This is a genomic window from Streptomyces flavochromogenes, assembly GCF_000717595.1.
In the GTDB taxonomy this organism is placed as follows: domain Bacteria; phylum Actinomycetota; class Actinomycetes; order Streptomycetales; family Streptomycetaceae; genus Streptomyces; species Streptomyces flavochromogenes.
Genome location: NZ_JNZO01000021.1, coordinates 159,552 through 186,075 on the forward strand (window position 1 = coordinate 159,552; position 26,524 = coordinate 186,075).

Annotated in this window: 22 protein-coding genes and 1 pseudogene; 11 read left to right on the top strand and 12 right to left on the bottom strand. The window is 72.2% G+C overall.

What is annotated here, in order from left to right; all coding sequences use genetic code 11:
* Nucleotides 1-4 precede the first annotated feature (4 nt).
* On the top strand, nt 5-718 hold the full coding sequence (locus IF00_RS0125700; RefSeq protein WP_030321875.1) for a carbon-nitrogen hydrolase family protein: 714 nt from the start codon (nt 5-7) through the stop codon (nt 716-718).
* Between the two features lie 107 nt (nt 719-825).
* On the opposite strand, the gene IF00_RS0125705 is transcribed toward IF00_RS0125700, so the two are convergent.
* Nucleotides 826-3,012 (bottom strand): M4 family metallopeptidase, encoded by a 2,187-nt coding sequence (locus IF00_RS0125705; protein ID WP_245234632.1) that lies wholly within the window; start codon nt 3,010-3,012, stop codon nt 826-828.
* 146 nt (nt 3,013-3,158) lie between these two features.
* On the opposite strand from IF00_RS0125705, the gene IF00_RS0125710 reads away from it, so the two are divergent.
* Nucleotides 3,159-4,121 carry a LysR family transcriptional regulator gene (locus IF00_RS0125710; RefSeq protein ID WP_030321878.1) on the top strand — a complete coding sequence of 321 codons (963 nt, stop codon included), beginning with the start codon at nt 3,159-3,161 and terminating at the stop codon, nt 4,119-4,121.
* Nucleotides 4,122-4,150: 29 nt separating this feature from the next.
* Here IF00_RS0125710 and IF00_RS0125715 read toward each other — a convergent pair whose 3' ends face one another.
* From IF00_RS0125715 to IF00_RS0125730, 4 genes are all read right to left on the bottom strand, one after another.
* A complete protein-coding gene (locus IF00_RS0125715) occupies nt 4,151-4,975 on the bottom strand; it encodes a pectate lyase (protein ID WP_030321882.1) in 825 nt (274 codons plus the stop codon).
* Between the two features lie 13 nt (nt 4,976-4,988).
* Complete coding sequence (locus IF00_RS0125720) at nt 4,989-5,825, bottom strand: EI24 domain-containing protein (RefSeq protein ID WP_030321884.1); 837 nt, start codon at nt 5,823-5,825, stop codon at nt 4,989-4,991.
* A 124-nt stretch (nt 5,826-5,949) separates the two neighbouring features.
* The gene (locus IF00_RS0125725; RefSeq protein ID WP_030321886.1) at nt 5,950-6,372 is read right to left on the bottom strand and encodes an organic hydroperoxide resistance protein; all 423 of its coding nucleotides are present in this window, start codon (nt 6,370-6,372) and stop codon (nt 5,950-5,952) included.
* Nucleotides 6,373-6,436: 64 nt separating this feature from the next.
* Nucleotides 6,437-7,456: an NADP-dependent oxidoreductase gene (locus IF00_RS0125730; RefSeq protein ID WP_030321889.1), complete on the bottom strand. Its 1,020-nt coding sequence runs from the start codon at nt 7,454-7,456 to the stop codon at nt 6,437-6,439.
* A 115-nt stretch (nt 7,457-7,571) separates the two neighbouring features.
* Between IF00_RS0125730 and IF00_RS0125735 the strand changes: the two genes are divergently transcribed.
* Nucleotides 7,572-8,009 (top strand): MarR family winged helix-turn-helix transcriptional regulator, encoded by a 438-nt coding sequence (locus IF00_RS0125735; RefSeq protein ID WP_030321890.1) that lies wholly within the window; start codon nt 7,572-7,574, stop codon nt 8,007-8,009.
* Nucleotides 8,010-8,075: 66 nt separating this feature from the next.
* Here the strand turns inward: IF00_RS0125735 and IF00_RS0125740 are convergent, their stop codons facing one another.
* Nucleotides 8,076-8,483, bottom strand: coding sequence for a MerR family transcriptional regulator (locus IF00_RS0125740; RefSeq protein ID WP_030321892.1), 408 nt, complete (start codon nt 8,481-8,483; stop codon nt 8,076-8,078).
* Between the two features lie 71 nt (nt 8,484-8,554).
* Between IF00_RS0125740 and IF00_RS0125745 the strand changes: the two genes are divergently transcribed.
* The gene (locus IF00_RS0125745) at nt 8,555-9,463 is read left to right on the top strand and encodes an NAD(P)-dependent oxidoreductase (RefSeq protein WP_030321894.1); all 909 of its coding nucleotides are present in this window, start codon (nt 8,555-8,557) and stop codon (nt 9,461-9,463) included.
* 64 nt (nt 9,464-9,527) lie between these two features.
* Here the strand turns inward: IF00_RS0125745 and IF00_RS45765 are convergent, their stop codons facing one another.
* Nucleotides 9,528-10,430, bottom strand: a complete 903-nt coding sequence (locus IF00_RS45765; protein WP_030321896.1) for an SCO2400 family protein — start codon at nt 10,428-10,430, stop codon at nt 9,528-9,530.
* 253 nt (nt 10,431-10,683) lie between these two features.
* Here IF00_RS45765 and mreB point away from each other — a divergent pair, with 253 nt between their 5' ends.
* From mreB to IF00_RS0125775, 4 genes are all read left to right on the top strand, one after another.
* The gene (gene mreB / locus IF00_RS0125760; RefSeq protein ID WP_030321900.1) at nt 10,684-11,745 is read left to right on the top strand and encodes a rod shape-determining protein; all 1,062 of its coding nucleotides are present in this window, start codon (nt 10,684-10,686) and stop codon (nt 11,743-11,745) included.
* A 53-nt stretch (nt 11,746-11,798) separates the two neighbouring features.
* Nucleotides 11,799-13,340: a GAF domain-containing protein gene (locus IF00_RS0125765; protein WP_030321902.1), complete on the top strand. Its 1,542-nt coding sequence runs from the start codon at nt 11,799-11,801 to the stop codon at nt 13,338-13,340.
* 127 nt (nt 13,341-13,467) lie between these two features.
* Complete coding sequence (locus IF00_RS0125770) at nt 13,468-14,703, top strand: MFS transporter (RefSeq protein WP_030321909.1); 1,236 nt, start codon at nt 13,468-13,470, stop codon at nt 14,701-14,703.
* 60 nt (nt 14,704-14,763) lie between these two features.
* On the top strand, nt 14,764-16,206 hold the full coding sequence (locus IF00_RS0125775; protein ID WP_030321910.1) for an acyl-CoA synthetase: 1,443 nt from the start codon (nt 14,764-14,766) through the stop codon (nt 16,204-16,206).
* 67 nt (nt 16,207-16,273) lie between these two features.
* Here IF00_RS0125775 and IF00_RS0125780 read toward each other — a convergent pair whose 3' ends face one another.
* From IF00_RS0125780 to IF00_RS46200, 4 genes are all read right to left on the bottom strand, one after another.
* Nucleotides 16,274-19,960, bottom strand: a complete 3,687-nt coding sequence (locus IF00_RS0125780) for a S8 family serine peptidase (RefSeq protein WP_030321911.1) — start codon at nt 19,958-19,960, stop codon at nt 16,274-16,276.
* 155 nt (nt 19,961-20,115) lie between these two features.
* Nucleotides 20,116-21,315 (bottom strand): MFS transporter, encoded by a 1,200-nt coding sequence (locus IF00_RS0125785; RefSeq protein ID WP_106975880.1) that lies wholly within the window; start codon nt 21,313-21,315, stop codon nt 20,116-20,118.
* Between the two features lie 122 nt (nt 21,316-21,437).
* Nucleotides 21,438-21,884 carry a GNAT family N-acetyltransferase gene (locus IF00_RS0125790; protein WP_030321913.1) on the bottom strand — a complete coding sequence of 149 codons (447 nt, stop codon included), beginning with the start codon at nt 21,882-21,884 and terminating at the stop codon, nt 21,438-21,440.
* Nucleotides 21,885-21,919: 35 nt separating this feature from the next.
* The gene (locus IF00_RS46200; RefSeq protein ID WP_030321914.1) at nt 21,920-22,156 is read right to left on the bottom strand and encodes a hypothetical protein; all 237 of its coding nucleotides are present in this window, start codon (nt 22,154-22,156) and stop codon (nt 21,920-21,922) included.
* A 48-nt stretch (nt 22,157-22,204) separates the two neighbouring features.
* Here IF00_RS46200 and IF00_RS0125800 point away from each other — a divergent pair.
* Nucleotides 22,205-22,930 (top strand): annotated as a pseudogene (locus IF00_RS0125800) (MFS transporter); the annotation flags it as partial.
* Between the two features lie 165 nt (nt 22,931-23,095).
* Here the strand turns inward: IF00_RS0125800 and IF00_RS0125805 are convergent.
* Entirely contained in the window at nt 23,096-23,578 is a 483-nt protein-coding gene (locus IF00_RS0125805; protein WP_030321917.1) for a MarR family winged helix-turn-helix transcriptional regulator, read from the bottom strand.
* 113 nt (nt 23,579-23,691) lie between these two features.
* Here IF00_RS0125805 and IF00_RS0125810 point away from each other — a divergent pair, with 113 nt between their 5' ends.
* Nucleotides 23,692-24,108: an organic hydroperoxide resistance protein gene (locus IF00_RS0125810; RefSeq protein ID WP_030321919.1), complete on the top strand. Its 417-nt coding sequence runs from the start codon at nt 23,692-23,694 to the stop codon at nt 24,106-24,108.
* Nucleotides 24,109-24,341: 233 nt separating this feature from the next.
* On the top strand, nt 24,342-26,396 hold the full coding sequence (locus IF00_RS0125815; protein WP_030321921.1) for a phosphocholine-specific phospholipase C: 2,055 nt from the start codon (nt 24,342-24,344) through the stop codon (nt 26,394-26,396).
* The last annotated feature ends 128 nt before the right edge of the window (nt 26,397-26,524 follow it).

Here is a 26,524-nt window from a genome sequence, read left to right on the forward strand (position 1 = left end):
GGGCATGATCGTCGCAGCCACCCAGTTCGCCCCGGTCGCCGGGGACATCGCCGCCAACGTGCGGACCATCGCCGGGCTGATCCGGGCCGCCGGGGCCGAGGGGGCCCGGGTGGTCGTCTTCGCCGAGCTCTGCCTCAGCGGGTACGAGCCGACCCTGATCCGGGACACCCCGGACCTGGTCCTCGCCGAGGACGACCCCCGGCTCGAACCCGTACGGGAGGCCTGCCGGGAGGTGTCGGCCGCGGCCGTCGTCAACGGGCCGGTGCGGACGGCGGACGGCCGGTTCGCGGTCACGACGCTGGTCATCGGCGCGGAGGGCGAGCTCCTCGCCCGGTACGACAAGCAGCATCTGTACGGGATCGAGCAGGAGGTCTTCGCGCCGGGCACGACGGACGGGCGGTTCGCGCTCGACGGGGTCCGGTTCGCGACGGCCACCTGCTACGACAACCGCTTCCCCGAGCTGGCCGAGCGCGCCGCCGCCGACGGCTGCGCGGTGTACCTGGCGAGCTCGGTGCTCTCCGCGGACAACGACTCGTTCGAGACGGTGTACCCGGTGCGGGCCCGGGACTTCGGCCTGTACGTGGTGCTCGGCAATGTCCTCGGGGCCAACGAGGACGGCGTGGGAGGCGGCGGCGCCGGGGGCTGGGGCCCGGACGGCGAGCGGATCGCCGACGCGGGCCCGGACAAGCCGGGGTTCGTGCTCGCCGACCTCGGCTGACGACGAACCGGCTCATGAGAAAGAGCCGGGCGGCCGTGGGACATTCGGCCGCCCGGCTCCGGACCGCCGTCACGGAACCCCCGGTCCGTGACGGCGCCCCGTCCCCGTTACGGGGCGCTCAGGCCCAGCGTGTACGCGCCGGAGCCGCTGTACGCGTGGACGATGTAGCGGTAGTAGCCCGCGGTGCCGTAGTAGCTGGTGTCCTCGTCGGCCGTCGCGGTGCCGCCGACGGCGACGTCCGCCCAGCCCGCGCCGTTCCACTTCTGCAGGTAGAGGTCGTAGTCCTTGCCGGCCGGGCCGCGCAGGCAGCCCACGTGGGTGCCGGAGGTGGCCGAGTAGTAGTACGAGCCGTCGGGCTGGACCGCGGTCTGGCCGGAGGTCAGGCTGCCCTGGTAGGTGTACTCGGAGTCGGCGCAGCCCGTGGGCGGGGTCGTGGTGCCGACCGACAACTGGTAGGTGACGGTGTGGGTGGCGGAGCCCGTGCCGGTGACCGTGATCGGGTAGGTGCCGTTGGCCGTGCCCGCCGCGACCTGCACGGTCATCGTCGACGCGTTGCCAGAGGTCACCGACGCCGGGCTGAAGGAGACCGTGACACCGCTCGGGGCGCCGCTCGCGGAGAGCTGGACGGTCTGCGCGCTGCCGCCGGTGGTGCTGGTGTTCACCGTGGAGGTGACGGAGGCACCGGCCTGGACCGAGCCCGAGGACGGGTTCAGGGCGAGCGAGAAGTCCGGGGTGGTGGTGCCGCCGCAGTCGGTCTCACCGGACTGGGCGGGGACGCCGATCGCGTTCCAGGCGGCCTTCACCGCGTTGCACTCGGTGCTGCCGTAGGTGTTCTTGGCGCTGGTCAGGGTCGCCCGGCGGGCGGCGAGGTGGTTCCAGGAGGAGGTCTTCATGAGCAGGGCGCCCATGAAGATCTTGCCGGCCTTCTGGATGCCGATGCCGGTCACGGAGGACGGACCGCCGGAACATATGGGGCTGTTGGGCTTGCCGCCGCCCGGGTTGGAGCCCTCGGCGAGCAGGTAGAACCAGTGGTTCTGCGGTCCGGCCGCGGCGTGCACCTCGGTGCCCGAGTTCAACTGGGGGTAGCAGTTGGGGTCGTTGCCGACGAGCGAGGGGTTGTACATGTTCCGGATCGGCTTGCCGTCGCCGAAGAAGTTGACCTTCTCGCCGACCGTGTAGTCCGGGGTGTCGTTCGGGTTGTTGGCGTAGTGCTCGGTGAGCGCGCCGAAGATGTCGCCGGTGGACTCGTTGAGCCCGCCGTTCTCGTTGGAGGAGCCGGCGCTGCCCGGGGTCCGGTCGAAGATCTCGTGGCCGTACTCGTGCGCCACGACGTCGATGCCGGTGAGCTGGTTCGAGCCGGTCTGGGCTCGCCCGTAGGTCGTCTTCGTGCCGTCGTAGTAGGCGTTGACCTCGGAGAGCCCGGCGCGGGCCGGGACCATGCCGCCCTGGCCGTTCTGGCCGTTGTAGCCGAACCACTCCTTGAGCATGGAGTGTTCCTTCTGCGCCGCGTACATGATGTCGACGCAGGCGGTCACCAGGTCGTTGGCGCCGTTGTTGCCCCAGGGCGAGGAGCCCGTGTACGCGCTGCCGTTCTGCCCGCCGCACTTGAAGCCGCCGCGGCTGGTGTCGGTCATGGAGCTCGCGGCGGTGTCGATGGTGACGTTGCCGTTGTGGTAGCCGCGGCCGTCGGCGTGCAGGATCTTGTCGGTGGCCCGGGCGATGGTGCCGGTACCGGCGTCGACGTAGGTGTCGAGGGAGCTCGGAGCGTCCTGCGCGGTCCGGCCGATGACCAGGGTGCGCCAGGTCAGCACGGCCTTGCCGCCCTTGAGGAGCACGGTCAGCTCGGGGGCGCTCGCGCTCTCCACCGAGGCCAGCTGCTTGCGGGCGGTGGCCAGGGCCGCGGCGGCGGTCACCTTCGCCCGGGTGGAGACCTTGATGGCGGGCGCCGGGGCGCCGGTGACCTCGCGGACCTTGCCGGAGCTGTCGGAGACGACGACCGCGTCGCCGCCGGCGACCGGGAGGCCGCGGTAGGTGCGCTCGTACGAGGCGTAGTACAGGCCGTTCGTCCAGGGGGTGACGGACGTGCGGACGAGGTCCTCGTCGGCGCCGTGCCGGAGCTCGTCGAGGCCGCTGGCCGCTGCGCCGTCGGCGGCGGCGAGCGCGAGGGACCTGCCGTGGCCCGGGGGTACGGGCTGCGCCTGCGGGGCCGCGGTGGCGGTGCCGGCGAGGGCGGTCGCGAGGCTCGCCGAGAGCGCCAGGGCGGCCACGGCCGCCGTGATTCTGCTGGGGTGCAACGTCTGCTCCGATCGGGGTGGGATCGTGGTGGGGGAGACGGATCGTCGCGCCGAGTATGGGCGTGGACATGACTGGTTAGGGACATCTCATCCGGCATAAGGCGCGGGTTATGGTGCGGCCGCGCGGTGCTGCGTACGCTGCTGAAATGCAGCTGGAGTTGAGGCATCTCGAGGCCGTCTGCCGGATAGCGGAAGCGGGCAGTCTGGGCCGCGCGGCCGGGCGGCTCGGGGTCTCCCAGCCGGCGCTCTCCGCGCAGCTCCGGCGCATCGAGCGGGTCGCGGGCGGGGAGCTCTTCCTGCGCGGCCGGCACGGCGTGGAGCCCACCCCGCTGGGCGAGTTCGTCCTCTCCAAGGCGCGGCTCGTCCTCGGTGAGATGGACGCCCTCGCCGCCGGGGCGCGGGCCGTCGCCCCCGGCACCCCGCTGCGGCTCGGCTGCATCCTGCTCGTGCTGGTCGACGGGCTGCTCGGGCAGCTGGAGCGGGTGATGGCCGGTCAGGACATCTCGGTGACCGTGGAGCACTCGGCGACCACCCTGACCCGGCAGCTCGGCGCGGGCCGGTACGACGCCGTGCTGTACGGAGAGGTCAACGAGCACGAGGTCGCCCTGCCCCAGGGCACCACGGCCAGGACCCTGGTCCCCAGGGAGCCGTTCTGCGTGCGCCTCTCGGCCGCGCACCCGCTGGCCGGAAAGGACCGGATCGCGCTGGCCGAGCTGGCCGGCGAGTCCTGGATGACGCTGGTGGAGGACGATGACGGAGGGCCCGAGGCGCTGGTCGCCGCGTGCGCGAAGGCCGGGTTCACGCCCTCACTGCGGCACCGGGTCGCCGACCGGAAGATGCATTACGACCTGATCGCCTCCGGCCGGGCGATCTCCATGAGCCAGCCGACGGCCCCGTACGCGGAGGGCACGGTCCTGCGCCCGCTGGAGGGCGATCCGGTCCTGGGCCGGATCCGGCTGGCCTGGAACAGGGCGGCGGTCCCCGCCCGGCAGGCCGAGCTGCTGTACCGGGCGGCGGTCCACGCCTATCTGGCGAACGTCGACAACAACGCCTTCTACCGGGAGTGGTGGGACGCCCGCCCGGAACTGCACCCGGTCCTCGACGCCTGAGCCGGCGCCGGGGACCGGGTGCGTACGGCTTAGTCGTACGAGAGGTCTCCGGCGGAGTAGCGGCAGGTGGTGCCGTCCGGGCCGGTGCCGATCTCCTTGGGCTCCTTGCCGGTGTTGTTGCCGGTGAAGCGGGTGCACGGCTTGATCTTCTTCTTGGTGTCGCCGTGGATCCGGATGTTCCGCAGGGACGCCGTGTCGCCGTAGTTGGCGTTGACCCCGACGATCGACTTGCCGGGCGTGGTGATGTCGACGTCGTTGACCAGGATCGTCCGCGGGTACTGCTTCTTGCAGTTGCCGCAGGACCGGACGAGCTTGCCGAAGTCGGAGACCTGGAACCTGGTCACGACCAGCTTGCCCGCGCCGTTGAACTGGAAGACCTTGTCGGACGCGCTCCTCGCGCCGCCGCCGTACACCGTGTACACCGAGGACGCCGAGGTGCCCTTGAAGGTGGCGGCGTCCTCGCCGACGTTCTCCCACCAGACGTTCTGCAGGGTGCAGCTGCCGAGGCAGTGGACCCCGTCGGCGGCCGGGGAGCCGATGATCACGTTCTTGAGAACCGCGCCGTCCTTGAGGACGAAGAGCGGCTGCTGGCTCTCGTCCTGGCCGTCCGAGCCGAGCTCACCGGTGCCGTGGAAGCGCTGGAGCTTGCCGTCGTAGGTGCCGGAGACCTCGATGCTCGCGGGGACCGGCTTGCCGCCCTTGGCCTGCGGCCAGGCGGGCAGGGCGCTCGCGGCGCCCGCCGGGGCGAGCAGGGTCGTGGTGACGATCGCCGCCCCGGTGACTCCGAGGGCGCTCAGGCCGCCGATGATCGCGCGCCTACGGCCTGTCTTCCGCTTGTGTGACGCTGACGTCATGATGCTTCTTCCTTCAGTGGGGGAGGTGGTGCACCTCGTGGTCGCCACCGGAGGAAGGAAGGTTGCCGCCCGGGTGATCGTTCTCCCGGAAGTTCTCGTCCCGGTCGTCGCCGGTCTCGCCGCCCAGCTCGCGGGCCATCAGGGTGGCCCCCGCGACCGCTCCCGGCATCAGGAAGACGGCGACGAAGGGCACGAGGAAGGCGAGGGTCAGCGGAACGCCGAAACCGAGGACGGCCATCCGGCGCCCACGAAGCATCCCGAGCCGCTCCTTGAGTTCGACGCCGCGGCGCTGGAACGCGACGGACGTCAGCTCCTCGGCGAGGAAGAAGCCGGAGACGCAGAAGCCGATGACGGGGACGACGGTCTGGCCGATCACCGGGATGAAGCCGCAGGCGAAGAGCAGGACGCCGTAGAACGCGACCCTGAGCAGGATCCGCAGGCTGTCACGGGCCGAGATCCACAGCTCGCGCCAGAGCGGGAGCCCGGACTCGGGCACCTCGCCGCCCTCGCTGCGGTCGACCTCCTCGGAGAGCGACTCGTAGAACGGCTGGCCGACGAGCAGGGTCACGGCGGTGAAGGTGATGACCGCGAGGAAGAGACCGAAGGCGACGACCAGGGCGGTCAGGGTGCCCCGGAATATCCCGAGCCAGGGAGAGCTCCAGTCGTCGGCGAAGGGGGTCACCCAGGCGGCCAGGTCGTCGGCGCCGTAGCCGAGACCGACGAGCGCGCCCGCGTAGAGGACGAGGGTCACGAGTCCGGGCAGCAGCCCGAACCCGAACCACCGTCCGTGTCGGCCCACCCACTTCTGGCCCTTTACCAGGTAACCGAAACCAACCCCGAGATCGCGCATGGGGGTCACCCTATCGGGGCCCTCACGGCGGCCCGCACGCAGCGAGGACCGCACCCCGACGGCGGTCGGGGTGCGGTCCTCGTTCAGCGGTCGATCAGTGGTCGATCGCGTGCCCGGTCAAGGCTCAGACGGCGAGCTCGACCGTGATGTTGCCGCGGGTCGCCTTGGAGTACGGGCAGACCTGGTGCGCCTTCTCGATCAGGCTCTTCGCCGTCTCGGCGTCCACGTTCGGGATGGTCGCCGAGATCTTGACGATGAGGCCGAAGCCGTCGTCGTTCTTGCCGATGCCGACCTCGGCGGTGACCGTCGAGCCGGAGATGTCGGCGTTCTCGTTACGGGCGACGACGCCGAGCGCACCCTGGAAGCAGGCGCTGTAGCCCGCCGCGAAGAGCTGCTCGGGGTTGGTGCCGGAGCCGGAGCCGCCCATGGCCTTGGGCGGGTTGACGACGACCTCGAGCCGGCCGTCGTCGGTGGCGACACGCCCGTCACGCCCGTTCTCGGCGGTGGCGACGGCGGTGTAGAGAACGTCGGAGTGCTGGATCGACATGCGGGGTACTTCCTTCATGGGTTCGCCGCGACTCGCGCCCACGATCGCGACGGCTGAGGGAAGACTAACGGGTCACCGAGACGATCATCTTTCCGGTGTTGTCGCCGCGGAGCAGTCCGAGGAAGGCGTCCACGCCGTTCTCGATGCCCTCGACGAAGGTCTCGCGGTGCTTGAGCTCGCCGGCCGCGAGCCAGCCGCCGACCTCCTGGACGAACTGCTGCTGGAGGCCGTAGTGGTCGCCGACGAGGACGCCCTGGAGACGGAGCCGCTTGCCGATGATCATCGCCATGTTGCGCGGTCCCGCGACCGGCTCGGTGTCGTTGTACTGGGCGATCATGCCGCAGATGGTCGCGCGGCCGTGCACGTTGAGCGAGGAGATCGCGGCTTCGAGGTGGTCGCCGCCGACGTTGTCGAAATAGACGTCGATGCCGTCCGGGGCGGCCTCGCGGAGCTGGTCCTTGACCGGGCCGTTCTTGTAGTTGAAGGCGGCGTCGAAGCCGAGCTCCTCGACGAGGAACTTGACCTTCTCGTCGGAGCCGGCCGAGCCGATCACCCGCGAGGCGCCCTTGAGGCGCGCCATCTGGCCGACCTGGCTGCCGACGGCACCGGCGGCGCCGGAGACGAAGACCGCGTCGCCCTCCTTGAAGGAGGCCACGTCGAAGAGGCCGGCGTAGGCGGTGAGGCCGGTCATGCCGAGGACGCCGAGGTAGGCGGAGAGGGGGGCGAGCGCCGGGTCGACCTTGGTGGCGTGCCGGGCCGGGACGTCGGCGTACTCGCGCCAGCCGAGGCCGTGCAGGACGTGGTCGCCGACGGCGAAACCCTCGGCGTTCGAGGCGATGACCTCGCCGACCGCGCCGCCGTCCATGGGGTGGTCGAGCTGGAACGGCGGGATGTACGACTTCACGTCGTTCATCCGGCCGCGCATGTACGGGTCGACCGAGAAGTGCAGGTTCTTGACGAGGATCCGGCCCTCGGCGGGCTCGGTGACGGGTGCCTCACGCAGCGCGAAGTCCGCGGGGGTCGGCCAGCCGTGCGGACGGGCGACGAGGTGCCACTCACGGCTGGACGCGGGAAGAACGGACATGAGCACGGCCTCCAGAGAACGTACGAAAAGCTTCAGATCACAAAAGATTCACTACCTTAAACAACCATGCACCTAGATATTTTATGTTGTCAAGCATCTGGGTAGGATGGAGGGCATGGCCACCCCACGCACGGATCCCCTGACCCTCGAAGTCGTCGAGCTGATCGGCACGGTCGTCGCGCGCTACTACGAGGAGTACGAGCAGGCCGCCGCGCAGCACGCGCTGACCGGCGCGCAGGCCCGTGTGCTCGGCCTGCTCTCGCTGGATCCGCTGCCGATGCGCCGCATCGCCCAGAAGCTGAAGTGCGAGCCGTCCAACATCACCGGGATAGTGGACCGCCTGGAGGCCCGCGGCCTGGTGGAACGCCGTCCGGACCCGGCGGACCGGCGCGTCAAACTGGCCGTCCCCACGGAGGAGGGCCGCGCGACGGCCCACCGGCTGCGCGAGTCCCTGGACTTCGCCCGCGAGCCGCTCGGCGAGCTGACCGAGGCCGAGCGGACGCTGCTGCGGGACCTGCTGAAGCGGATGCTCGGCGTCCAGCCGGACGTCTAGGGCATCGCGGGAAGCCTCGCCGTTCGGACCCTCCCCGCACGGACCTCGCCCGCTTCGCCTCGCCGCTCAGGCGGGGACGGACTCCTGGCCGGATCCGTCGAAGGGCGGATAGTGCTCGGCACCCATGCGCTCGGCCGCTTCGATGTAGACGGCCAGCGCGTCACGGGACCGGGCCAGCCGCTCCATCTGGTCCTCGATCCGCCCCATCCGCGACCGCATGGCCGCCACCAGCTCGGGGCAGCCGGCCAGCTCCGGGACCTCGCCGACCGCGCACGGCAGCAGGTACGCGATGTCCTCCGAGGACAGCCCCGCGCCGAGCAGATGCCGGATCTGCCTCACTCGCAGCACGGCGCTCTCGTCGTACTCCCGGTATCCGTTGGAGCCGCGGTCGGCCTCCAGGAGGCCCTGGGCCTCGTAGTAGCGCAACTGATGGGTGTGCACACCCGTCCGGCGGCTCAACTCCCCGATCCGCACAGCGACCTCGGCCTCCCTCGCCCACGCGCTCGCTTGACCTTCACACCGGTACGAACGTTCACGATGCTGTCATGACCGACAGAACAGCCGCACCCGTGAACGCATCCGCCACCGCACCCGTGACCGTCATCGGACTCGGCCTGATGGGCCAGGCACTCGCCGGCGCCTTCCTCGGGGCCGGACACCCCACCACCGTGTGGAACCGTACTCGCTCCAAGGCCGCCGCACTGGTGGCAGCGGGCGCGCACCTGGCGCCGTCGATCGGCGCCGCGCTCGACGCGAGCCCCCTGACGATCGTCTGCCTCACCGACTACGAAGCCGTGCACGAACTGCTCGACGTGGACGACGTGACGCTCGACGGCACGACCCTGATCAACCTGACCTCGGGCGACTCGGCCCAGGCCCGGGAGGCCGCCCGCTGGGCCGAACGGCGCGGCGCCCGCTACCTGGACGGCGCCGTCATGGCCGTCCCGCCGGTGATCGGCACCGCCGAGGCGGTCATCCTGCACAGCGGCCCGAAGACGGACTTCGACGCCCACAGCCGCACCCTCGGAGCGCTCGGCACCGTCACCCACCTCGGCGAGGACCCCGGGCTCGCGTCCCTGTACGACGTGGCCGGCCTGGCCATGATGTGGAGCGTCCTGAACGCCTGGCTGCAGGGCACGGCCATGCTGCGGAAGGCGGGCGTCGACGCGGCCACGTACGCGCCGTTCGCCCGGCAGATCGCCGCCGGAGTCGCCGACTGGCTCCCGGGGTACGCGCAGCAGATCGACGCCGGCTCCTTCCCGGCCGACGTGTCGGCCCTGGAGACCGACGCGCGGGCCATGGAGCACCTGATCGGGGAGAGCGAGGCGCTGGGCGTCAACGCCGAACTCCCGAAGCTGTTCAAGGCCATGGCCGACCGCGCCATCGCCGCCGGCCACGGCGGCGAGCAGTACCCGGTCCTGATCGAGGAGTTCGGCAGGCCCTGGGCGGACTGACGCCGGGTCCTGGTGCCGACGCCGGCTCACACCGGCCGGCGGGTCCCTGACGGGCAGCCGCCGCTCAGACGCACCACCAGAGGAAGGGGGTGCACGTCTCGGTCGGGGTCGGGGTCGGCGTGGGGGTGGGAGTGGGGGGCGTGGCCGTGGTCGACGGGGTCGGGCCGGTGGCGGTGGGCGTGCCGGACGGAGGCGTGTGGGCCTTCGTCGCCGACGGGGTCGCGGTGGGGGTCGCCGCGGGCCGGGTCACCGGGGCGGTGGGCGTCGACGGGTGCTGCGGGGCGCCCCCGTTCCCCGTGCCGGTACCCGGCCCTGAACCGGAGCCCGTACCCGATCCCGTGCCCGATCCCGAACCCGTGCCGGTGCCCGTGCTCGTGTCCGCGCTCACCTGGCGGGGGCGGGTCGGTGCGGACGTGACCGGCGGCGGGTTGCCGCCGTCCGGGGCGGCGGTGGTCTCGACGGGCTCCGGGGCCAGCGGGGACTCGGTGACGTCGAGTTCCTCCACCGCCGTGGCGGCGCCCGCCTGCTCCGGGTTCTCCATGGCGAGCCGGGCCAGGCTCAGCGAACCCGCCGCGAGCACCAGACCGAGGGTTCCCACCAGGACCGTACGGCCCCGGCGGCTCCGCGCGCGGCGGCCCTTGCGGGCGGCGGAGCGGCCGCGGTCGGCGGACCGGCCCTGCGCGGCGACGCGGGCGGCGCGGCGGCCGCCGGGCGCCGGGCGGGGCGGTTCGAGGACGTCGAGTTCGTAGACGTGCTCGGGCGCAGGCGCGTACTCGGGCCCAGAGTCGTACGCGGGCCCGGGCCCGGCAGGCTCCACCGGCTGGGCCGACGGGAACGCCTGGACGGGCTCGGCCGGCCGGCCGGGTATGTGGGGGGTCTCGTACCGCAGTTCCTCGACGGGAGTCCCGCACCCGGCACAGGCGAGGGCCCCGTTGAGATGCCGCCGGCACGCGTGGCAGTAGTCCATGGGGCCCGCAGGCTATGCGGCCGGGTACGGCCACAGGTAGGCGCGGAAGTGAGGATTCTGTGAGGAAACCGCAGGTCGTCGGCGGTGCGTCGTGATTCTCCCGCTTCGGTACGTCCTGCCGGGCGCACCGGAGCGGGCCCCGGGCGGCGCATCCCAGCGCGCGCCGCGGCACGGACGGCCGGACGATGCCAGGAGGACCGCGTAACGCGACCCCACCTCGCCCGTGCCAGCACCGCACTCCGGAGGATCCGCCGTGACCGTCAGCCTTGAGCAGCTGCGTCGTTGCCATGTCGCCGTCGACCTGGGTGCCGCCCGCACCCGGGTCTTCGTCAAGGGCGCCGGACTCGTCGTCGACGAGCCGAGCGTCGCCGCCGTCAACACCCGCACCGGAGCGCTGATCGCGGTCGGCGCGCTGGCCGAGAAGATGACCGGCCGCACCCCCGACTACATCCGGGTCGTCCGCCCGGTCTCGGGCGGCACGGTCGTCGACATCGAGATGGCGCAGCGGATGCTCCGTCACCTCCTCGGCGAGAAGCTGCGCCGTCAGCTCCGCCGCAAGCCCCGGCTGCGCGCCGCCGCCTGCACCCCGCACGACAGCGACCCGCTCGCCCAGCGCGCCGCCGTGGAGACCCTCGTCGGTCTGGGGGCCCGCCGTGTCGAGCTGGTCGACACGCTGATCGCGGCGGCCGTCGGCTGCGGCCTGCCGGTCGAGCAGCCGACCGCCACCATGATCCTGGTGTGCGGTGCGGCGACCACGCAGGTCGCGGTGCTCTCGCTGGGTTCGATCGTCACGGCGGAGCGGATGCCGGTGGGCGGCGACGCCATCGACCACGCCGTCATCCAGCACCTGCGCCACCACCACGAGCTGATGCTGCCGAGCCAGTCGGTCCGCCCGCTCCAACTCGCCCTCAGCGGGAACGGCCTGACGCCCCACGGTCCGGCCTGGACCGAGATCCACGGCCGTGACGTCGCCACGGGTCTGGCCCGCTCGGTGACCGTCGACACCGCCGCCGTTCGGGAGGCCATCCACACCCCGCTGACGGCGGTCCTCGACGGCATCGGGAAGGTGCTGCGGGACTGCCCGCCGGACCTGGTGGCCGACCTCGCGGACCGCGGAATCATGATGGTCGGCGGCAGCGCCCTGCTGCCGGGGCTCGACCAGATGCTGCGCGAGGCGACCGGCATGCCGGTCCACATCGCCGAACGGCCCGACGTCTGCGCGGTCCTGGGTCTCGGCGCCATGCTGGAGGGCAAGGTCCAGCCGATGGTCCTCGACCCGCTGTCGGAGCGGAACCCGCTGACCGACGAGGACTGACTCCGGTCGGACACAATCCCGCGAAACCGAACGATTCGTACGACAATGAGACCATGACGATCATGGACGAGGACCGGGACGGGGACACGGACGAGGACGCGCCCCGCCTGCCCATGCTGCTCGAAGCCGTCCTGAGTGTCGGCACGGAACTCGAACTCCGCTCCACCCTGCAGCACATCGTGGACTCCGCCACCGAGCTGATCGGGGCCCGCTACGGCGCGCTCGGAGTCGTCGACCCCGAGCGCCGCCGCATCACCGAGCTCTTCACCGCCGGTGTGACGGACGAGGAGCGACGGCGCGTCGGGGGGCTCCCCGACGGCCACACCGGGCTGCTCGGCGTCCTCATCCGGGACCAGCGGCCGCTGCGGATCGACGATCTGGCGGCCGACCCGCGCTCCTCCGGTGTACCCGCGGGGCACCCGGAGATGCACAGCTTCCTCGGCGTCCCCATCCGGGTCCACACCGAGGTCTTCGGCAATCTGTACCTCACCGAGAAGCGCGACGGCGGCTTCACCGAGGAGGACCTCTCCCTGCTCCGGGTCCTCGCCTCGCAGGCCGGCATCGCCATCGGCAACGCCCGGCTGTACGAGACCGCCCGGCAGCGGGAACGCTGGATCGAGGGCGCGGCCGCGGTGACCACGGCCCTGCTGACCGGCGCGTCCGCGGAGAACGCGCTGATGACCGTCGCCGAGCAGGCCCGTATCCTCGCCGGCGCCACGGCCGGAGTCGTCCTCCAGCCCACCGTCGAGGGCGGGATGGAGATCGTCGCCGCCTCGACGACGGACGACCCGGGTGATCTGGTGGGGACGGCGATCGCACCCGGCTCCCCGGTGCTCGTCCAGCTCCTCGGCGGGGAGCCCGTGTTCATCGAGGACTCGGCGACGGACGCCCGGATGACCACCCCTGTCCGGTCCCGCTTCGGGCCGTCGATGATGCTGCCGCTGCAGAGCGGCGGAAGGCTCATCGGCACGCTCGCCCTCCCCCGTCGGCGCGGCGACCCGCCGTACACGGACGTCGACCGGCTCCTCGCCTCGCAGTTCGCCTCGCAGGCGGCACTCGCGCTGGTCCTCGCCGACGCGCGGCACGACAGGGAGCGGCTCGCGGTGTACGAGGACCGGGACCGGATCGCCCGCGATCTGCACGATCTGGTCGTCCAGCGCCTGTTCGCCACGGAGATGATGCTGGAGTCCACCCGGCGGCGGGCGGTCGACTCCTCGGAGGACAACGCGCTGCTCGGGCGGGCTGTGGACGAGCTGGACTCCACCATCCAGGAGGTCCGTACGACCATCTTCGCGCTCCAGCAGCCCCCGGCGGACGCCCCGACGTCCTTCCGGGGGAAGGTCCTGCGGGAGACCGGCGGGGCGGCGGTGCTGCTCGGCTTCCAGCCGTCCGTGCACTTCGCCGGAGCCGTCGACACCCTCATCGACGAGGAGACGGCCGGCAGGCTCCTGGCCGCCCTGCGCGGGGCGCTCGCGGCGGCGCACCGGAGGTCGGGGGTCGGCGCGATGACCGTGGAGGTGTCGGTCGGGGACGAGGGGGCCCGGCTGCGGGTCACGGACGACGGCACACCGCCGACGACGGTGACCTGGCCGTAGGTCCTCGTACGAGGACACATACCCGTACCACCCGATCGTGGAGACCCGTACGGAGCCGCCCGGACGCGGACACTCGTACGGCGCAGTCCCGCGCGCCGCCCACCCCGCCCCGATCTTGACTGGAGGCGTGGACACCGAGACCAAACCCCCGACCGCGGTGGCCTACCGCAACCTGGTGACGGCCACCATCGGCTTCACGCTCACCTTCTGGGCGTGGGACCTGATCGCGCCCCTCGCCAGCTGGTACGGCGACCGGCTCGAACTCAGCTCCTTCGAGCAGTCGCTGCTCGTCGCGGTCCCCGTCCTCGTCGGCTCGCTCGGCCGCATCCCGGCCGGCGCGCTGACCGACCGGTACGGCGCGAAGCTGATGTTCCCGCTGGTCTCGGCGCTGACGATCATCCCTGTCCTCCTGCTCATCGTGGTCAAGGACAGTTACGGCCTGATGCTGGTCGTCGGCTTCCTCCTCGGCCTCGGCGGTACGACGTTCGCGATCGGCATCCCTCTGGTCAACTCCTGGTTCCCGCCCGAGAAGCGCGGTCTGGCGCTCGGCGTGTTCGGCATGGGCATGGGCGGTGTGGCACTCTCCGGCTACTTCACGCCGCGCATCGCGAAGCACGGCGAGAACCTGCCGTTCATCGTGGTGGCGGTCGCGCTCGCGGCGTACGCGGTGCTCGCGACGTTCCTCATCACCGACCGGCCCGACCGGCCCGTGCCCACCGCCTCCCTGGCGACCCGGCTGGGCGCGGCGGGGCGGCTGCGGGTGACGTGGGAGCTGTCGGCGCTGTACGCGATCGGCTTCGGCGGCATCGTGGCGTTCGGCGTCTATCTGCCGACGTATCTGAAGACCTGGTACGAGCTCGATCCGACGGACGCGGGAACCAAGGCGGCCGGTTTCGCTCTGGTGACCGTCGTCTTCCGGCCGATCGGCGGCTGGCTCTCGGACCGGATCCATCCGGCACTCGTGACGGCCGCCGCGCTCGGCGTGGTGGCGCTCCTCGCGATCGTCCAGGCCTTCGACCCGCCGCTGGACCCGGGCGGCACGATCGCGCTGCTGATCATGGCGGCGGGTCTGGGAACGGCGAGCGGTTCGGTGTTCGCGCTGGTCTCGCAGGTGACTCCGCAGGCGAAGGTCGGCAGCGTGACGGGCATCGTCGGTGCCATGGGCGGCCTGGGCGGTTTCCTGCCGCCGCTGGTGATGGGCGCGATCTACAGCGCGAAGGGCTCGTACTCGATCGGCTTCATGCTGCTGTCGGACCTGGCGCTGGCGGGCTGTGTGTACGCGTGGGGCCGTATGCGCGGAATCCGCCCGGGGGGCGAGGACCCGACGGCGGAGGCGACGAAGGTCACGGCGGGCCGTCCCTGACGGACGGCAGAATGCCTCCCGGAACCCTCGATCTCGACATCGACCCGAGGAGTACGACCGGTGAGTGCGCTCTTCCCCGCCCTTGCGGCCCCTTCCGCCCGGCCCGCGCTGCGCTGCGGCCCGGACGCCCTGACGTACGAGGAACTGGCCCGGGCCGCCGGGGCCCTGGCGGTCCGTATCGGGGGAGCCGGGCGGGTCGCCGTCTGGGCCACCCCGACCGCGCACACGGCGGTCGCGGTCGTCGGGGCGCTGCTCGCCGGCGTACCCGCCGTACCGCTCAATCCGCGGACGGGTGAGCGCGAGCTGGCGCACATCCTCGACGACAGCAGGCCCACGGCCGTGCTCACCGGTGCCGGGGACGTGCTGCCCGCCGGCCTCGACGGGCTCCCCCGGACCGTCGTGGACCTGACGGCGAGCGGCCCGCCGGTCGCGGAGACGGCCGGTGCCGAGTCCCCCGCGCTGATCGTCTACACCTCGGGCACCACCGGCCCGCCGAAGGGTGTCCTGCTGTCCCGGCGGGCGGTCGCCGCCTCGCTCGACGCGCTCGCCGAGGCCTGGTCGTGGACGGCCGACGACATCCTGGTGCACGCGCTGCCGCTGTTCCATGTGCACGGACTGATCCTCGGGATCCTGGGGCCGCTGCGGCGCGGCGGCGCGGTCCGGCACCTGGGCGCGTTCTCGGTGGAGGGCGTGGCGCGGGAGCTGGGCGACGGCGGCACGATGCTGTTCGGCGTACCGACCATGTACCACCGGCTCGCGGACGCGCTGGCCGGGGACACCGGACTGGCCGGGGCGTTGGCCGGGGCGCGGCTCCTCGTCTCCGGGTCCGCGGCGCTCCCGGTCCACGACCACGAGCGGATCGCGGCGGCGACGGGCCGGACGGTGGTGGAGCGGTACGGGATGACCGAGACGCTCATGAACACCAGCGTCGTGCCGGGCGGCGAACCGCGCCCCGGGACCGTCGGCCCCCCGCTCGCGGGCGTGGACCTGCGGCTCGTCGACGAGGACGGCTCCGTCCTGAAGGAGCTCGACGGGGAGACGGTCGGCGAGGTGCAGGTGCGCGGCCCGAACCTGTTCTCCGGCTACCTCAACCGGCCGGACGCGACGGCCGCGGCCTTCGACGGCGACTGGTTCCGCACCGGCGACATGGCGGTCCGGGAGGCGGACGGCGCGGTGCGGCTCGTCGGCCGCAAGGCGACCGACCTGATCAAGAGCGGTGGCTACAAGATCGGGGCGGGAGAGATCGAGAACGCGCTCCTCGACCACCCCGGGGTGCGCGAGGCGGCCGTCACCGGCGAGCCCGACCCGGACCTGGGCGAGCGGATCGTGGCCTGGGTGGTGCCGGAGGACAAGGACAGGCCCCCGACGGCGGAGGAGCTGGCCGACCACGTCGCGCGCCTGCTCGCCCCGCACAAGCGGCCCCGGGTGGTGCGCCGTCTCGACGCCCTCCCCCGCAACGACATGGGCAAGATCCTGAAGAAGGCCTTGACCGCCGGCAGTTGAGGGGACGGAGCCGGGCCCCCTCCCGCGGTGAGCAGGAGGGGGCCCGGCCTTCGTGCATGGCGGGTGGCTACTTCACGCCCACCGCGCGGATCAGTTCCTGCGTGACCGAGCCGCCCCGGTCGTCGCTCGCCCCGGCCCGCAGCGAGACGGATCCCGCGCCGGACGGGACGCGCAGCTCGCCGTCCCAGGCGGCCCCGTGCCGGGCCTTCTTGAGGGCGACCTTCGTCCAGGTCTTGCCCTCGTCGTAGGAGACCTCCAGGGTGCCGCCGGTGATGGTGCCGGTGCCGGCCGCGCCCTTCACGTACTCGGCGGAGATCCCGACGGACAGCTTGCGTCCGGCGCGGACGTCACCGTCGATGTCGGTGTCCACGTCGAAGCCGAGGTTGAGCATCGGCAGGTAGGTGGCCCGGTCGGACGGGGTCTCGGCGGAGCGGAAGGTCCACTCGCTGTGGCCCTTGCCGGCGAGCCGCCAGCGCGTCGGGTCGAGCGCGGTGTCGGTGACGACCTTGTAGGTCGCCTCCTCCGCCGGCGCGTCCCAGGCGTAGGCTCCGGAGCTCATCTTGCGGTCGACACGGGTGCCGTTGACGTACACCTCGGTGTACTGGGTCATCGAGTCGTCGTTCCACACGTTGCCGAAGCCGGTGTGGTCGGTGCCGGAGTCGCCCCAGCCCGGGGTGTTGAAGCGCAGGTCGTTGCCGGTGCGCTGCTGGCCCCAGCCGAGGCCGGTGCCCAGCCACGGGTGCCAGACGGGGCCGAACCAGTCGAGATTCACCCGGCTGCCGCCCCGGTAGGACGGAGTGCCGCCACGCTGCTCCAGGGAGTCGCCGAGGTCGACGGACTCGTGCCAGCGCTGGCCGGTGCCGGTGGAGACGTACTCGGTGCGCTCGGTCGGGAAGGAGATCCACTCCTTGAAGCCGAAGCCGATCGGGAAGGTGTCGGTGACCGAGTAGCGGAACTCGCCGCCCAGTTCCTTGCGCTTGGTGGGCGCGTAGAAGGTGGAGCTGATGGTGGCCAGTTCGTCCTTGTCGGGCCGGAAGACCAGGTCCTTGCCGATGGCATCGGGGTGGCCCTCGGAGAGGTCGTACGTGAACGGGGTGAAGCGGGTACCGGTCAGGTCGACGCGCTTGCCGCGGGCCGCGCCGGCGGCGAGGCGCTGGGCGTCGGCGGTGTTGACGGTGGCGACGGAGAGCGGCCGGTCCTGGTAGTCGGCGGTGCCGAACCACTTCATGAGGCGGCCGGGCTGGTCGTCGGTGACGAACAGGGCCTTGGCGCCCGCGTCCTGGGCGGTCTGCGCGATCTGCGCCGGGTCGGCGCCCTCGGTCAGGCGGACGAGGACGGCCTTGCCCGTGGCGTTCTTGCCCTGGTACTCGGCGGGGGTTCCGGTACCGGCGTCGACGAGGCCGAGACGGTGGGTGCCCTCCAGGAGGGTGGCGCCTGCCTGCGGGGTGGCGCCGGAGAGACGGGAGCCGTCGACGCTCGTCTCCAGCATCGGCTTGCCGAGGCGCCAGACCGTTCGGTACTCGAAGGTTCCGGTGGCGGGCTTGGTGGTGGGCGCCGCGAAGATCGAGTCGTACTTCGGCGGGACCTGGACGGCTCCGCCGTAGGAGGCGCCGTTGGCGTCGCGGTCGAACTCCATCAGGAGCTGCCGGGTCTCGGTGCGCTTCTCGACCTCGGCGCGGATCTCGCGGAGCTGCCGTCCGTCGAGGGTGATCTCGCGGTCGCGGTCGAGGGTGATCTCCGGCGCGGTGAGGAAGCCGAGGCCGAGGGAGTCCTCGCCGTGGGAGCCGCGGACGTCGAGGAAGGTGTCGACGGTGTACGTGCCGGGCTTGAGGCGGAGTTCGAGGGTGCCGGACTCGCCGACCGTGGCCGGGAAGGGGTCCACGCCCTGGGTCAGCTGCTGCACACCGAGGTGGGCGGGGGTCGCCGCGCCGTCACGGTCCTTCACGTGGACGGTGAGGGTGTAGCGCTCCTCCTCCTTCACCAGGCCGAGCGCGGTGTGCGCGACGACGGTGCCGGCGGCGGTGGCGGTGACCCGGCCGGAGGACTGGCCGACGGGGGCCTTGGCGCCGTCACCGGTGACGGTGGTGCTCGCGGTCCCGTGGGCGGGGACGGTGAGGGTGGTGTCGGCGAGGGCGGCGACACCGGCCGGCATGCCCTCGACGGCCAGGTTCAGCTCGACCGGCGCGTCGGAGGAGTTGGTGTAGGTGACGGTCTTGGTGACGGGCTTGTTCGACTCGTACGGCCAGGCGACGTAGCCGAGGTCGGCGGAGCCGGTCGCGGTGACGTTCGCGGCGATCGCGGCGGCCACGTCGACCCGGCCCGAGCCGAGCGCGTACGAGGAGGCGTCGAGCGTCTTCGACGAGGACATCAGCGCGCTCTTGAGCTGGGCGCCGGTCCAGTCGGGGTGCCGTTCGGCGAGCAGCGCGGCGACGCCGGCGACGTGCGGGGTCGCCATCGACGTACCGCTCATGGAGGTGTAGAGGCCACTGCCGGAGACGAGCTGGGAGCGGGCGGCGAGAATGTTCACGCCGGGCGCCGACAGGTCGGGCTTGAGGGCCTGGTCGCCGTAGCGGGGTCCCTGGCTCGTGAAGTAGGCGGCCTCGTCGGCGGAGTCGACGGCGCCGATGGTGAGCGCGGAGTCGGCGGCGCCGGGCGAGCCGATGGAGCCCGGGTAGCCGGAGTTGCCGGCGGCGATGACGAAGAGGGCGCCGGTCTCGGCGGTGAGGGTGTTGACGGCCTGGGCCATCGGGTCGGTGCCGTCGCTGGGTTCGCTGGAGCCGAGGCTCATCGAGACGATCTTCGCGTCGATGTCCTTGGCGGCCCACTCCATGCCGGCGATGATCTCCGACTCGGAGCCGGATCCCTCGTCGCTGAGGACCTTGCCGACGGCGAGGGTGGCGTCGGGGGCGACGCCCTTCTCCTTGCCGTCGGACCCGGCGCCGGAGCCGCCGACGGTGGAGGCGACGTGGGTGCCGTGGCCGTTGCGGTCGGCGACCTCCTGGCCGGCGATGAACGACTTGGACTCGGTGACCCGTCCCGCGAGGTCGGGGTGGGCGAGGTCGGCGCCGGTGTCGAGGACGGCGACCTTCACACCCTTGCCGGTGAGCCCGGCCTCCCAGGCCTTCGGTGTGCCGATCTGCGCGTTGGACTCGGCCATGGCGGCCTTGACCCGGCCGTCGAGCCAGACCTTGCCGGGGGCGGCGGCCCGCGCGGTCGGGGCGGCGGTGAAGCCCTGCCAGAAGGCGGCGGGGTCGGTGGCGGTGACGGCGGCGCCGCCGATGCTGGGCAGCGCGCGGACGGTCTCGGCACCGCGCGGGGTCGCCGCGGCGGTACGGGCGCCCTTGCCGCCGTAGGAGACGATCAGCGGCAGGTCACCGGTGATGCCCTGTTCGACGAGGCCGGTGACGTCGAAGAGACGGGGGTCGAGCGCGCCGGAGGCCAGGTAGGGGCGGGCCTCGTCGGGGACGACGGTGACCCGGCCGCCGGAGATCTGGCTGCGTATCGCGCCGGTGGCGCCCTTGGCCCGGTCGACGGTGACGGTCTGCCGGCCGCCACCGAGGTCGGTGAGGGTGACGCGGTCTCCGGTGACGAGGGTGACGGTGGTGCTCGCCGCCGCCCCCTTGAAGGTGTCCGGTACGGCGGCGGCGGTGTTCCCGGCGGCGGCGGTCTGCCCGGCCGACAGCATCACGAGGGAGATGCCCGCGGCGATCAGCGCGGCCCTTCCTCTGTCGAAGGGTGTGGTCCTCGACGTCATCGTTCGAACTCCTCGTGGACCCGGGGTCGGGGGTGTTTCCGGGTGCCGCGAGGAGTCTTGGTCAGGTGGACGGGAGTTGACTCCGTTCGGCCCTGGCGGTTATGCGCCGTGGCGGCCAACCGCCAGAACAGGACGTACCGTTCGGGGAGAATTGCTCACGGAGTCGGGTCGAGGGCGTCGTACCGGCGGAAACCGCGCCCGTACAGGGCGAGGGCGCCGACCGCGACGACACAGGCGATCCCACCGCCCGTGACAGCGACCGCGGGCGAGGTCAGATCGGCCACGGAGCCCGCGAGGAAGTCCCCGAGCCGGGGCCCGCCGGCGACCACCACGATGAACACGCCCTGGAGCCTGCCGCGCATCTCGTCCGGGGCCGCGACCTGCATCATCGTGTTCCGGAAGATCATGGAGACGGTGTCGGAGTACCCGGCGAGGGCGAGCAGGAGCAGCCCGAGCCAGAGGTCCCGGGTGAGCCCGAAGACGGCGATGGCGGTCCCCCAGCAGGCGACGGCGATCAGGATCGCCTGCCCGTGATGCCGGATGCGTCCCTGCCAGCCGGAGAGCACCCCGCCGAGCAGCGCCCCGAACGCGGGCGCGGCGACGAGGAGTCCGGCGGTCTTCGCGTCGCCGCCGAACCAGAGCACGGCGACGGCGGGGAACAGGGCGCGGGGGTGGGCGAGGATCATCGCGCAGAAGTCCGAGAAGAACGTCATCCGGAGGTTGGGCCGGGTCGCGAGGAACCGCAGCCCGTCGAGCACGGAGGCCCTCTTCCCGCCTCCCTTCCGGTCCGGAAGCATCGACGGCAGCCGCCACATCGCGTACAGGCTCGCGGCGAAGGCGACGGCGTCGACGAGGTACGCGGTCTGGTACCCGGCGAACCCGACGATCAGCCCGCCGAGGCTCGGCCCGACGAGCATGCCGAAGGTCGTGACCATCGAGTTCAGCGCGTTGGCGGCCCGCAGCTGCTCGGGCGGCAGGAGCCGGGGGATCATCGCGCTGCGCGCGGGCGCGTTGAGCGCGGCGCAGACGGCCTGCAGGGCGACGATTCCGTACAGGAACCAGACCCGGTGGAACCCGGCGAACGCGGCGGTGGCGAGCGCGACCGACAGCACGGCGGAGCCGCAGGCGCTGTAGAGCCCGAGCTTGCGGCGGTCGACGGTGTCGGCGATGGCGCCGCCGTACAGCCCGAAACAGACGAGCGGGACGAGCGAGAACAGCCCGACGAGCCCGACGGAGAAGGGCGACCCGGTGATGTCGTACACCTGGAGGGAGACGGCGAGCGCCGTCATGCCCTGCCCGACCCAGGAGACGGTGTTGCCGAACCAGAGGCGGCGGTAGTCGGCGGAGGTCCGCAGCGGGGTGAGATCGGCGAAGAGCCGGCGGCGCTCCGGGGTGGGGGCCGGGGGCTCGGAGGACGAAGAGGGCGGGGAGGGCTCGGACTCGGGGGGCTGCGGCTGCGACCGCGGCTGGGTGGCGGTCACGCGATGGCGTAACGGAGCTCGGGGCGCTCCCAGTGGATGTGACCGGTGGGCGCGACGGTTCCGGTCCGGACGGCGCCGGTGCGCAGATAGAACTCCTCGGCGGGCGGATGGGCGACGACCCGCACGGCCTTGAGCCCGGCGGCCCCGGCCTGCCCGGTCATGTGCTCCATGAGCAGCCGCCCGATGCCGAGCCCCTGCGCGCCGTCGGCGACGAACGCGAGGTCGAGCTCGGCGTCGTCGACGAGCAGCGCGTAGAACCCGAGCACCCGGTCGCTCGCGTCGACGGCGACGAACACGGGATGGTGCTCGATGTACGCGCCCCCGACCTGGTACCCCTCGACCATCGCGGCGTAGTCCCCGCGATAGGCCCGGGAGCTCCTGACGAGCCGGGTGAGCCGCTTGGAGTCTTCGGCGACGGCACGCCGGACGGTGAACTCGGACATGGGGTGAGTATAGGGGCGGGCACGGCAGTTGATCCTTACGTTTTGGTCAAGCGTTCAAGCGTCGCCTCCGGGGGCCCCGCCTCCGTCACCGCCTGTCCATGGCGCAGGGTCGTGCCGTGGGTGAAGGTCTCCGCGAAGACCTCGGGGCCCAGGATCGCGCGGGCCCTCGCCTCCGTGGCGTCGACGTCCGAGCGCTCCGCCGGGGGCAGCGGTGCGCCCGTCGAGGCACGGAGGGCCGACGCCGCGCCCAGCGGGAGGGCGGCCCCCTTCACCCGGCCCGCGCCCGCGTGGGCCGAGGCCAGGCCCTCCAGGGCGAGCGCTTCGTCCGCCGCCAGAACCGGCTGGAGTCCCCGCTCCTCGACCTGCGGCTCTTCAGGAACCGGGCCTTCACCGGCGCGCTGCTCACCCTGCTCCTGGGCATGACCGCGCTCAACGGAGTCGAGTACCTGGTCCCGCAGCACCTCCAGGCCGTCGCGGGACTGCCGCCGCTGGAGGCCGGTCTGCGGCTGCTGCCCGGAGCGGCGGGCCTGATCGCCGGCTCGCAGCTGACCCCCTTCGTGGCGCGGAAGCTCCGTCCGGCGTACGTCCTCACCGGCGGGCTCCCGATCTCGCCGGCCGGGTACGCGGTGTTCGCCCTGGCCGAAGGCGTGACCGTGGCCGCCCTCGGTCTCGCGGTCATCATGTTCGGCGCGGCCCCGATCAGCGTCCTGGGCACGGCCCTCGCGGTCGGTTCCGCCCCGGCCGAGAAGGCGGGCGCGGCGGCCGCGACCGGCCAGACGGCCTACGACCTGGGGCTCGCCCTGGGCATCGCGGTCACCGGCAGTGTGGCGGTCGCCGTCTACCGGGGCGGCATCCCGGCGGACGCGCCGGCCGCGGCCCACGAGAGCGTGGGCGCGGCGCCGGCCCTGCCGGACGAAGGGCTGCGGGAGCAGGCCCGGGAGGCCTTCACGACGGCCCTCCACTCGGCCTCGGCCCTGAGCGCGGTCTTCGCCCTGGTGACGGCGGCCATGGTCCTGACCCCGCTCCGCAAGGTCCCCCGCTCCTGACCGATCCCCCGGGATCACCGCCTGCCGCTCGCCGCGCCCACCGCGCGGCGGGCGGCTCGCGTGGTGGCCCCTGTCGATTCCCACCCCTCGAAGCGCCGCCGGCCACGCCCCCGGCAGCCGCTCGGGAGCCGCCTGGCGGTGGCAGCGTCCGGCGGCGAGAGCCGTCTAGCGGCAGACGTACAGGTCGTCCGGGTCGACGCTGTCGAGACGGACGGCCAGGGCGTCGAGGCGTTCCCGCAGGTCGCGGATGTCGGCGAGGTCGAGGCCCGTCGCGGCGGCGATCCGGCGCGGCACGTCGCGGGCCTTCTCCTTGAGAGCGGCCCCCTCGGCGGTGGGCCGCACGGTGACGGACCGCTCGTCCTCGGGGCTGCGGCGCCGCTCGACGTATCCGGCCGCCTCCAGGCGCTTGAGCAGCGGGGACAGGGTTCCGGAGTCGAGCCGGAGGCGCTCCCCGATCCCCTTCACGGGCAGCTCGCCGTGCTCCCAGAGCACCAGCATGGCGAGGTACTGGGGATAGGTGAGCCCCAGCTCCTTGAGCGCCTCGCGGTAGACGCCGTTGAAGGCGCGGGTGGCCGCGTGCAGCGAGAAGCAGATCTGGTGGTCGAGCCGGAGGAAGTCCTCGTCCGGGACGGTGTCGAGCGTCTCCATGCATCCAGGATACGCGAGGACACCTCACACGCGATTGAGTTGTGCACAACTGAATCGTGCGCTACTAATAGAGAGCCACCGCAGCACACTTCCCGAGGACAGGAACGGAAACCATGGACGCGATCTACACCGCTGTCGCCACCGCCAACGGCCGCGAGGGCCGTGCCGTCAGCTCCGACGGCCACATCGACCTCCCCCTCGCCCACCCCCAGGCCCTCGGCGGCAACGGTCAGGGCACCAACCCGGAGCAGCTCTTCGCCGCCGGGTACGCGGCCTGTTTCGCCAGCGCGATGAACCTGGTCGCCCGCCAGGAGAAGATCGACATCTCCGAGGCCTCGATCACCGCCGAGGTCTCCATCGGCAAGGACGCCGCGGACGGCGGCTTCGGCCTCGCGGTCGTGATGCGCGCCGAGTTCCCGGACCACCTCCAGGGCGAGGCCGGCGCGTCCCTCCTGGAGAAGACCCACGCCTTCTGCCCGTACTCCAAGGCGACCCGCGGCAACATCAAGGTCGACCTCGTCGTCGAGTAGTTTTCTGTCGGTTCACGTACGCCCCCGGTGGTCATCGACCACCGGGGGCGTTCGTTTGTGAGTTCTTCCGTTCGGGCACGGGGGATTCGTCTACCGTACGACGGGCAGTCATGGAACGGCCCCCGGCCGGTGGTTCACGGGCGCTCTCCTTGGGGCGCCCATCGGCCGGTCCGCCCGGCCACCGCACGCGCACCCCCACCCGTGCTCGTCCCGACCCGGAGGAGAACTCCCCCATGGCCGACCTCGACCGTCGCCGGTTCCTGCAACTCGCGGGCGGCACCGCCGCGTTCGCGATGCTCTCGGAGAGCGTCGCACGAGCCGCCGCGATACCGGCGCAGGGATCCACCGGAACGATCCAGGACATCGAGCACATCGTCGTCCTGATGCAGGAGAATCGTTCCTTCGACCACTATTTCGGTGCGATGAAGGGTGTACGCGGCTTCGGCGACCCGCGCCCCGTGACCCTGCCCAGCGGAAAGTCCGTCTGGAACCAGTCGGACGGCAGCAAGGTCACGCTCCCCTTCCGGCCGACCAGCGACAAGCTCGGCATGGAATACCTCCAGGGGCTCAACCACGACTGGGCCGGCGGCCAGAGCGCCTTCAACAAGGGGAAGTACGACAACTGGATCCCGGCCAAGACCAAGGCCACCATGGCGCACCTCACCCGCGAGGACATCCCGTTCCACTACGCGCTCGCCGACGCGTTCACGATCTGTGACGCCTACCACTGCTCGTTCATCGGAGCGACCGACCCCAACCGCTACTACATGTGGACCGGTTACGTCGGCAACGACGGCACGGGCGGCGGCCCCGTACTGAACAACGCCGAGGCGGGCTACGGCTGGACCACCTACCCCGAGCGCCTGCAGGCGGCGGGCGTCTCCTGGAAGATCTACCAGGACATCGGCGACGGCCTGAACGCCGCCGGCTCGTGGGGCTGGATCAACGACGCCTTCCGCGGCAACTACGGCGACAACTCGCTGCTCTACTTCAACAATTACCGCAACGCCCAGCCCGGCAATCCCCTCTACGACAAGGCCCGCACGGGCACCAACGCCAAGGCCGGCGAGGGCTTCTTCGACATCCTCCGCGCCGACGTGCAGGGCGGGCGACTGCCGCAGGTGTCCTGGATCGCCGCCCCCGAGGCCTTCTCGGAGCACGCCAACTGGCCCTCCAACTACGGCGCCTGGTACATCGCGCAGGTCCTGGACGCGCTGACCTCGAACCCGGACGTGTGGGCCCGCACCGCCCTGCTCATCACGTACGACGAGAACGACGGCTTCTTCGACCACGTGGTCCCGCCGTACGCCCCGGGCTCGGCGGCGCAGGGCCTGTCGACGGCCTCGACCACCCTCGACTACTTCGGCGGCAAGGCCGGCTACGTCGCCGGCCCCTACGGACTCGGCCCGCGCGTCCCGATGCTCGTCGTCTCGCCCTGGTCCACCGGCGGCTACACCTGTTCCGAGACCTTCGACCACACCTCGGTCATCCGCTTCATGGAGCAGCGCTTCGGCGTGCAGGAACCCCAGATCTCACCCTGGCGGCGGGCCGTCTGCGGCGACCTGACCTCCGCCTTCGACTTCTCGCGGACGGACACCTCGGCGGCCGCGCTGCCGCCGACGTCCGGCTACTTCCCGCCGGACAAGAACCGTCACCCCGACTTCCTCGCCACCGCCCCGGCGACCGGCACCATGCCCCGCCAGGAGCGCGGCGCCAAGCCCACCCGCCCGCTGAAGTACGCCCCGTTCGTGGACGGCGCCGCCGACACCGCCGCCGGCAAGTTCCGCCTCACCTTCGGCGGCGGCCCCTCGGCGGGCGCCCAGTTCTACGTGACCTCGGCGAACCGCACCGACGCGCCGTGGACGTACACGACCGAGGCCGGCAAGTCACTGGCGGACACCTGGAACACGACGTACTCGAAGGGCGTCACCGACCTCACGGTCCACGGCCCCAACGGCTTCGTCCGCCGCTTCCGCTCCCCCGGCAAGACGGCCGTGCCCGAGGTCACGGCCCGCCACAACGCCACTGCGGGCACGCTGGACCTGACGTTCACCAACGCCGGCGCGACCGCGACGGTGACCCTCATCAACGCCTACGGCGGCGCCCAGAAGACGCTCTCCGTCGCGAAGGGCGCGACGGTCACCCACAGCGTCGCCGTCTCCGCGGCCCACCACTGGTACGACGTCACCGTCACGTCCTCCGCGAGCACGGACTACGTCCGCCGCCTCGCCGGCCACGTGGAGACGGGCGCGGCGAGCGTCTCGGACCCGGCCCTCCTCACGTACTGACCACCCGGCGGAACGCCCCGAGGGCCCGTACGCGTCCATGCGGCGCGTGCGGGCCCTCGGGGTTCGGTGGCGGGTCGGCGGGGAGCGGGGGCGGGTCCGGCGGGAGCGGGGGCGGGTCCGGCGGGGGG